Source organism: Halobaculum sp. EA56 (assembly GCF_051195075.1).
In the GTDB taxonomy this organism is placed as follows: domain Archaea; phylum Halobacteriota; class Halobacteria; order Halobacteriales; family Haloferacaceae; genus Halobaculum.
Window position 1 is genome coordinate 1 of sequence record NZ_JBNTJX010000006.1, and the last position, 13,881, is coordinate 13,881.

Annotated in this window: 13 protein-coding genes and 1 tRNA gene; 10 read left to right on the top strand and 4 right to left on the bottom strand. The window is 67.9% G+C overall.

The features are described 5' to 3' along the window. Positions 1-110 precede the first annotated feature (110 nt). Entirely contained in the window at positions 111-545 is a 435-nt protein-coding gene (locus tag ACQUQ1_RS11615) for a group I intron-associated PD-(D/E)XK endonuclease (protein WP_435064468.1), read from the bottom strand. A gap of 273 nt (positions 546-818) precedes the next feature. Then, positions 819-891, bottom strand: a tRNA-Asp gene (locus tag ACQUQ1_RS11620). 289 nt (positions 892-1,180) lie between these two features. On the opposite strand from ACQUQ1_RS11620, the gene ACQUQ1_RS11625 reads away from it, so the two are divergent. The 10 genes from ACQUQ1_RS11625 to ACQUQ1_RS11670 all read left to right on the top strand — a co-directional run bounded on the left by ACQUQ1_RS11625 (position 1,181) and on the right by ACQUQ1_RS11670 (position 13,173). Beyond that, positions 1,181-1,411, top strand: a complete 231-nt coding sequence (locus ACQUQ1_RS11625) for a DNA-directed RNA polymerase subunit H (protein WP_435064469.1) — start codon at positions 1,181-1,183, stop codon at positions 1,409-1,411. Next, positions 1,408-2,973 (top strand): DNA-directed RNA polymerase subunit B'', encoded by a 1,566-nt coding sequence (locus ACQUQ1_RS11630; RefSeq protein WP_435064470.1) that lies wholly within the window; start codon positions 1,408-1,410, stop codon positions 2,971-2,973. Before ACQUQ1_RS11625 ends, ACQUQ1_RS11630 begins: the two co-directional genes overlap by 4 nt. Before the next feature lie 4 nt (positions 2,974-2,977). Continuing rightward, positions 2,978-4,804, top strand: a complete 1,827-nt coding sequence (rpoB, locus tag ACQUQ1_RS11635; RefSeq protein WP_435064471.1) for a DNA-directed RNA polymerase subunit B — start codon at positions 2,978-2,980, stop codon at positions 4,802-4,804. 12 nt (positions 4,805-4,816) lie between these two features. Next, on the top strand, positions 4,817-7,750 hold the full coding sequence (locus tag ACQUQ1_RS11640) for a DNA-directed RNA polymerase subunit A' (protein WP_435064472.1): 2,934 nt from the start codon (positions 4,817-4,819) through the stop codon (positions 7,748-7,750). Next, entirely contained in the window at positions 7,743-10,463 is a 2,721-nt protein-coding gene (locus ACQUQ1_RS11645) for a DNA-directed RNA polymerase subunit A'' (RefSeq protein WP_435064473.1), read from the top strand. The genes ACQUQ1_RS11640 and ACQUQ1_RS11645 overlap by 8 nt, the downstream gene beginning before the upstream one ends. A gap of 2 nt (positions 10,464-10,465) precedes the next feature. Continuing rightward, positions 10,466-10,891: a NusA-like transcription termination signal-binding factor gene (locus ACQUQ1_RS11650; RefSeq protein ID WP_435064474.1), complete on the top strand. Its 426-nt coding sequence runs from the start codon at positions 10,466-10,468 to the stop codon at positions 10,889-10,891. Between the two features lie 98 nt (positions 10,892-10,989). Continuing rightward, a complete protein-coding gene (locus tag ACQUQ1_RS11655; protein ID WP_435064475.1) occupies positions 10,990-11,442 on the top strand; it encodes a hypothetical protein in 453 nt (150 codons plus the stop codon). A 75-nt stretch (positions 11,443-11,517) separates the two neighbouring features. Further along, positions 11,518-11,988, top strand: a complete 471-nt coding sequence (locus ACQUQ1_RS11660) for a hypothetical protein (RefSeq protein WP_435064476.1) — start codon at positions 11,518-11,520, stop codon at positions 11,986-11,988. A 118-nt stretch (positions 11,989-12,106) separates the two neighbouring features. Continuing rightward, entirely contained in the window at positions 12,107-12,535 is a 429-nt protein-coding gene (locus tag ACQUQ1_RS11665) for a 30S ribosomal protein S12 (RefSeq protein WP_073306653.1), read from the top strand. Beyond that, positions 12,535-13,173: a 30S ribosomal protein S7 gene (locus ACQUQ1_RS11670; protein WP_435064477.1), complete on the top strand. Its 639-nt coding sequence runs from the start codon at positions 12,535-12,537 to the stop codon at positions 13,171-13,173. The genes ACQUQ1_RS11665 and ACQUQ1_RS11670 overlap by 1 nt, the downstream gene beginning before the upstream one ends. Positions 13,174-13,276: 103 nt before the next feature. On the opposite strand, the gene ACQUQ1_RS11675 is transcribed toward ACQUQ1_RS11670, so the two are convergent. Beyond that, on the bottom strand, positions 13,277-13,564 hold the full coding sequence (locus ACQUQ1_RS11675; RefSeq protein ID WP_435064478.1) for a DUF7344 domain-containing protein: 288 nt from the start codon (positions 13,562-13,564) through the stop codon (positions 13,277-13,279). Positions 13,565-13,636: 72 nt separating this feature from the next. Further along, a complete protein-coding gene (locus tag ACQUQ1_RS11680; RefSeq protein WP_435064479.1) occupies positions 13,637-13,786 on the bottom strand; it encodes a hypothetical protein in 150 nt (49 codons plus the stop codon). Between the last annotated feature and the right edge of the window lie 95 nt (positions 13,787-13,881).

Genomic DNA, 13,881 nt, shown 5'->3' on the forward strand with positions numbered 1-13,881 from the left:
CGTCGACGTGGAGCAGGCGGTGCTCGTCCATCGCCCGTACGAGCGAAAGCCCGCGATAAGACGTTGGTGGCCGAGACCGGTCGTTCAGGCGATACGGGATCTCCGGTTCGTCACGGGGGGATAGTGCCGTCGAACTCGTAGTCTTCGGCCCAGTTGATCGCTGGGTGGTCGATCTCCGCCTCCTCACGGAGGTCCATTCGGTGTCCGGAGACATCATCTATATCTACCCAGTAACACATATCCGTTTCCGGGTACCTGACAAAGAACGCGTCCACCTCCCCGTCGTACGTCCGTTCGTAGTATTCACCGTCGGCTGTCGTCTGGGAGTGAGTGTTGAATCGGATCACACGAGAATCGACCGACCATGCGGTTTTACACTGCACTCGGATGAAGCCATCATCAACCTCGACCAGTAGATCATAGCTGTCGTTGTCGCCGAAGGGTACGGAGACGCTGTATCCGGCGGAAGTCAGTTCAAGGATGGAGCGCGCCTCGGTCACGTCACCGGTGTCCTTCGAATTTGTGAGACCGTCCGTCGGGACCATACGGATCCTTGACCGTGATCGTATTTTAAATCCGAACCGAGAGCGCCTCGGAGACCGATCTCGTCACGATCGATCCGTGCTTGTCGCAACACACGACGACGCCACCCTCTACGTTCCTCGGTTTTGGTGGTCAGAGGGTGCCTGGACCGGGATGCACCAAGTCGTCCCGCTCACTGCGTTTCGCTCCACTCCCCGGTTCAGATCCGCTCGTGACGGGGTCACGGACACATGGGCAACTCGCTCGGCTCGTCGTCGATGCGTCACCGAAAAGGACGCCCGGAGCGGGATTTGAACCCGCGTCTCATCCGTGACAGGGATAAATGATGGGCCACTACACCATCCGGGCTTGCCTCGCGTCGGCGGGTTTCCACCGCGCCTCTGCGCATCTTCTCCTTTCCCGGGTAGATAATTAAGCCTTGTTATCGACCCCGGCCGTGTCCCGCGATACCGTGCGCCGCAACCTTCTTGTGCTCACACACGGATGCTCGGATGTGCGAGCGATCCGGTGACTAGCCGACGGTCCCGTCGGCGTTTGACAAGCGTTATGTGGACGGGTCGTATAGACCGCCGTAGTATCTCGTGAAGACTTCTCCCCAGCGAAGACGGCCGCGCGCGACTACGAACCTCACCAAGCCATGGTAAACGTAAGCGAACACGAACTCGTACCCGACCACACGCTCCTCGACGACCCCGAGCGCGTCGAGGAGGTGCTCGAGGAGTACAACGTCAAACGGACCGACCTCCCCAAGATCAAGCGGTCCGACCCCGCGCTCCCGGACGAGGCCGAGCCGGGCGACGTGATCCGCATCGAACGGGACTCCCGGACCACCGACCGAGCCGTCGTCTACCGGCTGGTGGTAGAATGAACAGGGAGGCCCGACGCTCCGTCTCGCGGGAGTACTTCTCCCAGGAACGCCTGGCGGAACACCACTTCCGGTCGTTCAACAACTTCCTCGACCGCGGCATGCAGCGCGTGGTCGACGAGAAGGAGACGATCGAGACGGACATCGGCGACAAGGAGGGGCAAGAGCCCGTCTACGTCGAACTCGGCGACGTGCGGATGACGACCCCGCGCGTCCGCGAGGCCGACGGCTCCGAGGAGCTGCTGTACCCCCAGGAGGCGCGCCTCCGGAACATCACCTACGCCGCCCCCGTCTTCATGGAGATGAAGATCATCCGCGGCGGCGAGGACGAGCCCGAGACGGTCGTCGACCAGACCGAGACGAAGGTGGGCCGCATGCCCATCATGGTCGGCTCCGACAAGTGCAACATCTCCGGCTTCTCCGACGAGGAACTCATCGAGATCGGCGAGGACCCCGTCGACCCCGGCGGCTACTTCATCGTCAACGGCTCCGAGCGCGTGCTCATGACCAGCGAGGACCTCGCGCCGAACAAGATCCTCGCGGAGTACGACTCGAAGTACGGCGACGAGATCCAGGTCGCGAAGACGTTCTCCCAGCGCCGAGGCTACCGCGCGCTCGTACTCTGTGAGCGCAACCGCGAGGGACTGCTCGAGGTGAGCTTCCCCTCGGTGTCCGGCTCCGTCAACTTCGTGACCCTGGTCCGGGCGCTCGGGCTGGAGTCCGACGAGGAGATCGTCCACCGCGTCTCCGACGACCCGGAGATCGTGAAGTTCATGCTGGAGAACCTGGAGGAGGCCGACGTCCAGACCGAGGAGGAGGCCATCGAGACCCTCGGCGAGCGCGTCGCCTCCGGGCAGGGGAAGAACTACCAGCTCAAGCGGGCGAACTACGTCATCGACCGCTACCTCCTGCCGCACCTCCACGAGGAGGGCGTCGACGAGGAGGACGTCCGGATCAACAAGGCGTACTACCTCTGCCGGATGGCGGAGGCCTGCTTCGAGCTCGCGCTCGACCGCCGCGAGTCCGACGACAAGGACCACTACGCCAACAAGCGCCTCAAGGTCTCGGGCGACCTGATGACGGACCTGTTCCGGACGGCGCTCAACAAGCTGGCGCGCGACGTGAAGTACCAGCTGGAGCGCGCAAACATGCGAAACCGGCAGCTCACCGTCAACACGGTGGTCCGCTCGGACGTGCTGACCGAACGGCTGGAGCACCCCATCGCGACGGGGAACTGGGTCGGCGGCCGCTCGGGCGTCTCCCAGCTGGTCGACCGGACGGACTACATGGGCGTGCTGTCGCACCTGCGTCGCCTCCGCTCGCCGCTGTCGCGGTCGCAGCCGCACTTCGAGGCGCGCGACCTGCACGCGACCCAGTGGGGCCGCATCTGTCCCTCCGAGACGCCGGAGGGGCCCAACTGCGGCCTGGTGAAGAACTTCGCGCAGGCGATGGAGCTCTCCCAGAACGTCGAGGACGAACAGGGGCTGAAGCGAGAACTCGCGTCCATGGGTGTCGAGGGAATCCCCGGCATCGAGGGCGTCGACCGCGCGTCCGCGGACGACTGATATCATGGCAAGCACACGAGAAGCGAAAGTCTACGTCAACGGGAGCCTGGTCGGGACCCATCCGGACCCGGACCAGCTGGCCGCACAGATCCGGGAGGCGCGCCGCCGCGGCGACGTCTCCGACATGGTGAACGTCTCGGTGAAGGACCGGACGAACGAGGTCATCGTCAACGCCGACGCCGGCCGCGCGCGCCGGCCGCTCATCGTCGTCGAGAACGGGGAGCCGCTGCTCGACGACGAGACGATCGAGGCGCTGGAGAACGGCGAGATCGAGTTCGAGGACCTCGTCGACCACGGCATCGTCGAGTTCATCGACGCCGAGGAGGAGGAGGACATCCTCGTCGCCACCGACGAGGAGGACATCCAGCACAACACCACCCACCTGGAGATCGACCCGCAGCTCATCTTCGGCATCGGCGCGGGGATGATCCCGTACCCCGAGCACAACGCCTCCCCCCGGATCACGATGGGCGCGGGGATGATGAAGCAGTCGCTCGGGCTCCCCTCGGCCAACTACCGCATCCGGCCGGACACCCGCCAGCACCTCCTGCACTACCCGCAGCTGTCGATGGTCAAGACGCAGACCACCGAGCAGATCGGGTTCGACGAGCGCCCGGCCGCGCAGAACTTCGTCGTCGCGGTCATGAGTTACGAGGGGTTCAACATCGAGGACGCGCTCGTCATGAACAAGGGGAGCGTCGACCGCGCGATGCAGCGGTCTCACTTCTTCCGCACCTACGAGGGCGAGGAGCGCCGCTACCCCGGCGGCCAGGAGGACCGCTTCGAGATCCCCTCCCAGGACGTCCGCGGCGCCCGCGGGGAGGACGCGTACACCCACCTCGACGAGGACGGCCTCGTCAACCCCGAGACGAAGGTGGACGAGAACTCCGTCCTGCTCGGGAAGACCAGCCCGCCGCGGTTCCTGGAGGAGCCCGACGACATGGGGGGCCTGTCGCCGCAGAAGCGCCGCGAGACGAGCGTCACGATGCGCTCGGGCGAGTCGGGCGTCGTCGACACGGTGACGCTGATGGAGGGCGAGGACGGCTCGAAGCTCTCGAAGGTCTCGGTGCGCGACGAGCGGATCCCCGAGCTCGGGGACAAGTTCGCGTCCCGGCACGGCCAGAAGGGCGTCGTGGGCCACCTCGCGCCCCAGGAGGACATGCCGTTCACCGAGGACGGCCTCGTCCCCGACCTGGTGCTGAACCCGCACGCGCTGCCCTCCCGCATGACGGTGGGCCACGTCCTGGAGATGCTCGGCGGCAAGGTCGGCTCCCTGGAGGGCCGCCGCGTCGACGGGACCGCCTTCCAGGGCGAGGACGAGGAGGAGCTGCGCTCGTCGCTGGAGGAGCACGGGTACAAGTCCTCCGGGAAGGAGGTCATGTACTCGGGCGTCACCGGCGAGAAGATCGAGGCGGAGATCTTCGTCGGGACGATCTTCTACCACAAGCTGTACCACATGGTGAGCAACAAGCTGCACGCCCGCTCGCGCGGGCCGGTGCAGGTGCTCACCCGGCAGCCGACCGAGGGGCGCGCCCGCGAGGGCGGCCTCCGCGTCGGCGAGATGGAGCGCGAGGTGCTCATCGGGCACGGCGCCGCGATGGCGCTGAAGGAACGCCTGCTCGACTCCTCGGACAAGGAGACCGTCTACATCTCCGAGGAGACGGGGATGGTCGCCGTCGAGGACGTCGAGCAGCGCCGCATCTACGACCCGATCACGGGCGACGAGGACGACATCCACGAGATCGAGATCAGCTACGCGTTCAAGCTGCTGCTCGACGAGATGAAGGCGCTCGGCATTCGACCGACCCTCGAACTCGAGGACGCAGTCTAACACGAACACACAATGGCAGGTCAGACACCCAAAGAGATCGGCGGCATCAACTTCGGGCTGATGGACCCGGAGACGTATCGGGACATGTCCGCGACGAAGGTCATCACGGCGGACACCTACGACGACGACGGCTTCCCCATCGACATGGGGCTGATGGACCCCCGGCTGGGCGTCATCGACCCCGGGCTGGAGTGCCGCACCTGCGGCAAGCACTCCGGGTCGTGTAACGGCCACTTCGGCCACATCGAGCTGGCGGCGCCCGTCATCCACGTCGGCTTCACGAAGCTCATCCGGCGGCTCCTGCGCGCGACGTGCCGCAACTGCGGCCGCCTCGCGCTCACCGAGGAGGAGAAGGAGGAGTTCAAGGACAAGCTCCGGCGGACGAAGGACCTCGGCGGCGACCCCACCGACGTCCTGAAGTCGGCGGTCCGGCAGGCCCGCAAGGCCAACAACTGCCCGCACTGCGGCGAGCCGCAGGCGGACATCAAACACGAGAAGCCGACCACCTACTACGAGGTCCAGGACGTGCTCTCGGGCGACTACTCCGAGATCATCACCCGCGCGATGCAGCCCGACGAGGACGAGGAGGACGCCGAGGCGGTCTCCCCGATGGACCTCGCCGACGAGACGGGCATCGCGCTCGACCGGATCAACGAGATCCTCTCGGGCGAGTTCCGCCCGCGCAAGGAGGACCGCAAGGCGATCGAGAAGGCGCTCGACGTCGACCTCACGGTCGAGGACATGAACAAGCTGATGCCGAGCGACATCCGCGACTGGTTCGAGGACATCCCGGACGAGGACCTCGAGCCGCTCGGCATCCACCCGGAGAAGTCCCGGCCCGAGTGGATGATCCTGACGGTGCTTCCGGTCCCGCCGGTCACCACGCGCCCCTCGATCACGCTGGACAACGGCCAGCGCTCCGAGGACGACCTGACCCACAAGCTGGTGGACATCATCCGGATCAACCAGCGGTTCATGGAGAACCGCGAGGCCGGCGCCCCCCAGCTCATCATCGAGGACCTGTGGGAGCTGCTCCAGTACCACGTCACCACGTTCGTGGACAACGAGATCTCGGGCACCCCGCCGGCGCGACACCGCTCCGGCCGCCCGCTGAAGACGCTCTCTCAGCGGCTGAAGGGCAAGGAGGGTCGCTTCCGCGGCTCGCTGTCCGGCAAGCGCGTGAACTTCTCCGCCCGGACCGTCATCAGTCCGGACCCCACCCTCAGCCTGAACGAGGTCGGCGTCCCCGAGCGCGTCGCCGAGGAGATGACGCAGGTGATGAACGTCTCCGAGCGCAACCTCGACCGCGCCCGGCAGTACGTCCGCAACGGGCCCGAGGCGCACCCCGGGGCGAACTACGTCAAGCGGCCCGACGGCCGCCGGCTGAAGGTGACCGAGAAGAACTGCGAGGAGCTCGCCGAGAAGGTCGAGCCCGGCTGGGAGGTGAACCGCCACCTCGTCGACGGCGACATCGTGATCTTCAACCGCCAGCCCTCGCTGCACCGGATGTCGATCATGGCCCACGAGGTCGTGGTCATGCCGTACAAGACGTTCCGGCTGAACACGACGGTCTGCCCGCCGTACAACGCCGACTTCGACGGCGACGAGATGAACATGCACGCGCTCCAGAACGAGGAGGCCCGCGCGGAGGCGCGCGTCCTCATGCGCGTGCAGGAGCAGATCCTCAGCCCGCGCTTCGGCGAGAACATCATCGGCGCCATCCAGGACCACATCTCGGGCACCTACCTCCTCACCCACGACAACCCCGAGTTCACCGAGACGCAGGCGCTGGACCTGCTCCGTGCGACCTCGGTCGACGAGCTCCCCGAGCCCGACGGCACGAACGACGCCGGCGAGCCCGTCTGGACCGGCCGGACGGTGTTCTCGGAGCTGCTGCCCGACGACCTGAACCTGGAGTTCACCTCCTCGACGGGCGACACCGTCCGCATCGAGAACGGCCAGCTGGTCGAGGGCACCATCGACGAGGACGCCGTCGGCGGCTTCGGCGGCGAGATCGTCGACACGCTCACGAAGGTGTACTCGAAGACCCGCGCCCGCGTGTTCATCAACGAGGTGGCGTCGCTGGCGATGCGCGCCATCATGCACTTCGGCTTCTCGCTGGGGATCGACGACGAGTCGATCCCGCCGGAGGCCAACGAGCAGGTCGACGAGGCGATCGACTCCGCCTACGAGCGCGTGCAGGAGCTGATCGCGACGTACGAGGCCGGCGAGCTGGAGAGCCTGCCCGGCCGCACCGTCGACGAGACGCTGGAGATGAAGATCATGCAGACGCTCGGCAAGGCCCGCGACAGCGCGGGCGAGATCGCCGAGGACCACTTCGAGGACGACAACCCCGCGGTCATCATGGCCCGCTCGGGCGCCCGCGGGTCGATGCTGAACCTCACGCAGATGACCGGCTGCGTCGGCCAGCAGGCGGTCCGCGGCGAGCGCATCAACCGCGGCTACGAGGACCGCACGCTCGCCCACTACGAGGAGAACGACCTCTCGGCGGAGGCCCACGGCTTCGTGGAGAACTCCTACCGCTCCGGGCTGACGCCCGAGGAGTTCTTCTTCCACGCGATGGGCGGCCGCGAGGGGCTCGTCGACACGGCGGTCCGGACCTCCAAGTCCGGGTACCTCCAGCGCCGCCTCATCAACGCGCTCTCCGAGCTGGAGGCGCAGTACGACGGCACGGTGCGGGACACCTCCGGCACCATCGTCCAGTTCGAGTTCGGCGAGGACGGCACCTCGCCGGTGAAGGTGTCCTCCAGCGAGGACACCCCCATCGACATCGAGCAGATCACCGACCGCATCGTCGACGCCGAGTTCGGCTCCGAGGAGGAGAAGGAGCGGTTCCTCGGCCGCCGCGAGGAGCCGACGAACCTCTCGGAGTACGCCGGGCCCGGCCTGGACAAGGCCGGCGGCATGGGGGTGAGCGATGACTGAGGCCGTCGAGTCGGTCGACCGCTTCGTGGACGCCCACGAGACGGTCACCGAGGACATCGCGCTGGTGGTCGAGGACACCGAGCTGCCGCGCCGACTGCGCGACGAGATCTACGAGACGATCGACGAGCGCGGCGGCGTCACCGTCGAGCAGGCCGACGAGATCGCCCAGGCGGCCGAGTCGCGCTACCTCGACACCCGCGTCGACCCGCTGGACCCCGTGGGGACCGTCTCCGCGCAGTCCATCGGGGAGCCGGGGACGCAGATGAGCGTCCCCGCCGACGAGCGGGTACTGGTCCGCCGGAACGGCGAGACCGACGTGACCGAGATCGGGCAGCTCGTCGACACGCTACTGGAGTCGCGAGAGGTCCGCGAGATCGACGGCCACGAGGTCGCGCTCGCGCCCGAGGGGCTCGAAGTGCCGAGCCTCCGGGAGGACGAGCGGGTCGAGTGGAAGCCGGTCGAGGAGATCAGCCGACACGAGACGCCCGAGGAACTGCTCCGGTTCGAGCTGGAATCCGGACGGTCGATCCGGGCGACGAAGGCCCACTCGTTCGTAACCCGCCGCGACAACGAGGTCGTCCCGGTGGCGGGAGAGAACCTCGACGAGGGGGACTGGATCCCGGTCGTCGCGGACCTCGACGGGGCAGGCGACGCTCCGGACAGCGTCGACCTCCGGGAGCACCTCTCGGGCGAAGACTACTGGTTCACGTCGACGCTCACCGACGGAGGCGCGACGTTCCCCGCCGGGGACGCGCAGGTCGCGAACAAGCGATCGGCGCTCGACGCCGGCGACATCGAGGAGGGCTACGCGTACCCGGTCGGCGGGAGCGTCGGCCTACCCGAGGAGCTTCCGCTCGATGAAACGACCGGGTTCTTCTTCGGCGCGTGGCTCGCCGAAGGGAACGTTACGGACCACTACGCCTCCGTGTCCAACGTCGACGAGACGTTCCAGGAGGGCGTCCGTGCGTTCGCCGAACGGTACGACCTCTCGGTAAACGAGTACGAGAACACGAGCGGCTTCGCTGACGGGTACGATATCCGCGTCAACGGGACGGTGCTGGCCGATCTGCTCCGTGCGACGTGCGTCGTCGACGGCGAGAAGATCGTCCCCGGATTCGCCGTCGGTGCCCCCGACGGGTTCGTTCGTGCGCTCCTTCGCGGCTACTTCAGCGGCGACGGGAACGTCGGGTCGAACTCGATCCGGTCGAGTTCCACGAGCGACAGGCTCACAGCCGGCATCGCGCTGCTTCTGTCGCGCGTCGGGGTGTACGCCACGCTCGGGCGGACCGACGACTCCCGGACGCTCCGCATCCCCGCGAAACACGTCGGACGGTTCCGCGATCGCGTCGGGATGGTGGGCGAGCGCGGCGCCGCGCTCGACGACCTCGCCGACGTGGTCGACGCAGACGGTCCGGACGCGACCGACCAGATCCCGAACTTCGGCGACGCACTGGGCGAGGTCGCCTCGGACGCCGGTATTCCGAGCCGGCAGGTGAACGCCGCGACGAACCGACAGCGGATCGGTCGGAACCGCCTCTCTCGGCTCCTCGAAGAGGCGAACGAGGCCGGCGTCGACTCCGAGGCGCTCGCCGAACTCGAACGCGCCGTCGACGGTGACGTGGTCTGGGACCGCATCGCCTCGATCGAGACGGTCGAGAGCGACCACGAGTACGTGTACGACTTCTCGGTCGAGGGGCTGGAGACGTTCACCACCGCCGAGGGCGTCGTCACGCACAACACGATGAACACGTTCCACTACGCGGGCGTCGCGGAGATGGACGTGACCCAGGGGCTCCCCCGGCTCATCGAGCTGGTGGACGCCCGCAAGACCCCGGACACGCCGATCATGATCGTCCACCTGGACGAGGAGCACGCCACCGACCGCGAGAAGGCCCACGAGGTCGTCTGGCAGCTGGAGGCGACGAAGATCCTCGCGCTCGGGGACGTGTCCACGAACGTCGCGGACATGGTCGTGCGCGTCGACCTCAACGAGGAGACGCTGCTGGAGCGGTGGCCCACCCACGACGACCCCGTCGAGGTCGCGGGGATCGTCGCCGACGTCATCGAGGACTCGCTGGGCGTCTCCGCGCGCCACTCGGGGACGGCCATCGAGTTCGGCCCCGACGAGCCCAGCTACCGCCAGCTGCTCCAGCTGGTCGAGCAGCTCCGCGACATCGTGTTCAAGGGCATCGAGGAGGTCAGCCGCGTCGTCATCCGCAAGGAGGAGGTCGAGAACGGCGACGAGGAGTACGTCCTCTACACCGAGGGGTCGGCGTTCGCCGACGCCTTAGAGATCGAGGGCGTGGACGCCTCGCGCACGACGTGTAACAACATCCACGAGATCTACCGGACGCTCGGCGTCGAGGCGGCCCGCGAGACCATCATCAACGAGACGATGGAGACGCTGGAGGAGCAGGGCCTCGACGACGTGAACATTCGGCACCTGATGCTCGTCTCGGACATCATGACGAACCGCGGGACCGTCGAGTCGATCGGCCGGCACGGCATCTCCGGGTCGAAGGAGTCCGTGCTCGCGCGGGCCGCCTTCGAGGTGACGGTGAACCACCTGCTCGACGCGGCGATCCACGGCGAGGCCGACGACCTCAACGGCGTCATCGAGAACGTCATCGTCGGGAAGCCGGTGTCGATCGGCACCGGCGACGTGGACCTGCGGATGGGCTCGGCGCCCGACCCGAAGTCCGCGGACGACTGACGGTGCGCGTCGAGATCTCCGACGAGGCGCGCCGGTACATCGGGGCGTTCGACGACCTCGTCGACGTCGCGCCGGTCGACTGCCTCGTGGAGGACGACGGCGACCGCCTCGTGTTCCTCCTCCCGGCGGGGGAGATGGCCGAGGCGATCGGCCCCGGCGGGCGGACGGTCGAGCGCGTCGAGGAGCAACTCGGCGCGGACGTCGAGCTGATCGAGGACGCCGACACGCCCGAGGCGTTCGTCGCGAACGCCCTCGCCCCCGCGGCTGTGCGGGGCGTGACGGTGAGCGAGCAGGGCGACACCGTCGCGTACGTCGAGGTGGTCGAGGCCGACCGCGGCGTCGCCATCGGCGCCGACGGACGCAACATCGAGGTGGCGCGGACGCTCGCGCGGCGCCACTTCGACATCGACGACGTCCAGCTGGCGTAGCCGCCCGGGGTCGACCGGACCGGCGGGGCGTCCCCCCAGCCGGTCCCCCGGGCCGTTCGACGGCCCGTTTTTTATCCGTCCACGCGAACGGTCCGACGATGACGGACCGGTCCCCCTCCGATCCGAGCGTGTCCGACCACCTCCGTCCGACCGACGCCGACTACCCCGCCGGGGTGTACCGGGTCGTCGGCGCCGACGACGACGGGATCACCCTCCTCCGCATCGGCGACGGGGAGGGGACCCGCGTCCACACCGGCGACGTCCGGCGGGTCCCGCGGGAGGCCCTCGACGGCTTCGCGCCGGCCGAACCCCCCGGACGGGGCGCCGCGCCGGGCGCGCTCCTCCGGGGGGCGCTCTCGCACCTGTACTGGTCGACCCGGGCGTTCCTCGGGTCGCTTCGGAGGCGTCCCCTGCCGACGGCCGTCGCGCTCGCCCTCCTGGCGGCCGGCGCCGTCGGCGAGGAGACGCTCCCGGTGTCGGCGGCGGGACTGGACGCGCTGGTCCTGCTCGGAAGCATCGGGCTGGTGCTCGTCGCGAGCGGCCGGGTGTAGGACGGGTCCCGCGCGGTGGCGGCGGAGTTGCCCGGAATCGACGGGGTTTATTTCGACTATCTCCCGAGGGTATTTATGGGCGTCGACGTTCCCGGGGAGATGGCCGCGATCACCGAACGGCACGCGGGCGAGAGACTGCGCTTCTTCGCCGTCGTCGACCCCGACGACCGCGAGGTGGACCCGATCCGACTCCGCTCGGATCTGGAGTGGACCGCGGACCGTGAGGATCTGGTCCGAGGGGAACTGATGGAGGTCGTCGCCAAGGAGAGCTACGAGCAGGAGATGAACGCGACGAACGTGAACCAGATCATCAAGGTCGCCGACGACAAGGTGCTGTTCACGGGGTTCGTCGGCGACGACGTAGTCGTCGCGGCCTTCGAGCGTGGGGGTCTTCGAGTCGTTGCCCCCCATCGTCTCCGAGTTCGCCGAGTTCATGCGCGAGCACGACATCGAGTTCGTCTCCCTGGAGATGTAGCGGCCGACCGGAGCGGACAGCGACGCCCGCAGAGCGGCGGATCCGCGCCGAAACCGTCGCTGCGCCCGTGATCCGATCTCCCGAGACGCCCTCAGATCCCGCGAGAGGTACCGCTAATCGCCTCTCGCGTCGTCTCGGCGTCGCGGAAAGGGAACCCTTAGGTAGCTCGGCGGAAAACCGGGGAGCACGATGGCCAACGGCAAATACGCCGCGCGGAAGCTCAAGAAGGACCGCCAGAAGCGGCGGTGGTCCGACTCCGAGTACGCGCGACGCGAGCGCGGTCTCTCCGAGAAGTCCGACCCCCTCGAGGGCGCCCCCCAGGGCCGCGGCATCGTCCTGGAGAAGGTGGGCATCGAGGCGAAGCAGCCCAACTCCGCGATCCGCAAGTGCGTCCGGGTCCAGCTGATCAAGAACGGCAAGCAGGTCACGGCGTTCTGCCCCGGCGACGGCGCGATCTCGTTCATCGACGAGCACGACGAGGTCACCATCGCGGGGATCGGCGGCGCGAAGGGTCGCGCGATGGGCGACCTCTCCGGCGTCAACTACAAGGTGGAGAAGGTGAACGGCGTGTCGATGATCGAACTCGTCCGCGGCAACGCGGAGAAGCCCGTCCGATAATGTCCGACGCAGACCAAGACGCAGACGCCGAGGCCGAGGCCCCCGAGCCGGACGCCCCCGCCGACTCCGAGCAGGCCGTCGAGAACGCCCTGCTGTTCGGCGAGTGGGACGTCTCGGAGATCGAGTACAGCGACCCGTCCACGCGGCGGTACATGAACGTGACCCCCATCGCCCACACGATGGGCCGCCACGCGTCCAAGCAGTTCCAGAAGTCCGAGATCTCCCTGGTCGAGCGGCTCATCAATCGCCTGATGCAGACCGAGGAGAACACGGGCAAGAAGCAGCAGGCCCAGCGGATCGTCCGCGACGCCTTCGACATCGTCCACTCGCGCACCGAGGAGAACCCGGTGCAGACGCTCGTGGAGGCCGTCGAGAACGCCGCCCCGCGCGAGGAGACCGTCCGCCTGAAGTACGGCGGCATCTCCGTCCCGAAGGCCGTCGACGTCGCGCCCCAGCGCCGCGTCGACCAGTCGCTGAAGTTCATCGCGGAGGGCGTCCGCGGGTCCAGCTACAAGACGACGACCAGCGCCGCCGAGGCGCTCGCCGACCAGCTCGTCGGCGCCGCGCGGTACGACGTGCAGACGTACGCGATCTCCCAGAAGGAGGAGACCGAACGCGTCGCCGCCGCCGCGCGCTGACGACGACGGATCTCTCCCTCGCTCTCCGTTCTCTCGCGACCCGGAGCGGCGGCGCCGGGGTCGGCCGCCCCCTCGGTTCGGCCGGGCGTGGCCGGGTCGCCGCTCAGTCCTCCTCGACCACCTGTTCGAGCGCCTCCAGCAGCGGGCGGACCTCGTCGAACGCGGGTCCACGACCGACGGTTCCCGCCTCGCGGTCCCACGTGATCAGGCCCGCATCGGCGAGCTTCGGGAGGTGGACGTGCTCGAACAGGATCCGGTCGTCCCTGCCCGCGCTCCCGGGCACGACCCCCTCCGGAACGGCGACGGCCGCCTCCCCCTCGGCGTCGAGCAGCTCGTAGAGCACCCGCCTGCGGCGGGCGTCACACACGACCTCCAACAGTTCGTCGGACACGTGAAAACATGTATTTCTATTGAATATTATATCTTGTTGCGCGGCCGACTGGTCGCGTCGGCGGGACGGACGTCAGCCCCTGTTGTGAACGTTCGTGCTGCCGCACTCGGGACAGCGGGTGAGCGTCCCGAGCCGTGGGTCGCTCACGTGGTTCCACGCGTCGTCGCCCGTCTGTGCCTCGTATCCGCAGCCGTCACAGGTGAGCACGGTCGCTGGCGCCATGTGCGGCCGTACGACGCCGACCAGCAAATCCCTGACGACGTTTGACATCCTCCCACCCCCGAAAGGGTGGCTTCCGCTCGCTACGTGTCACTCCT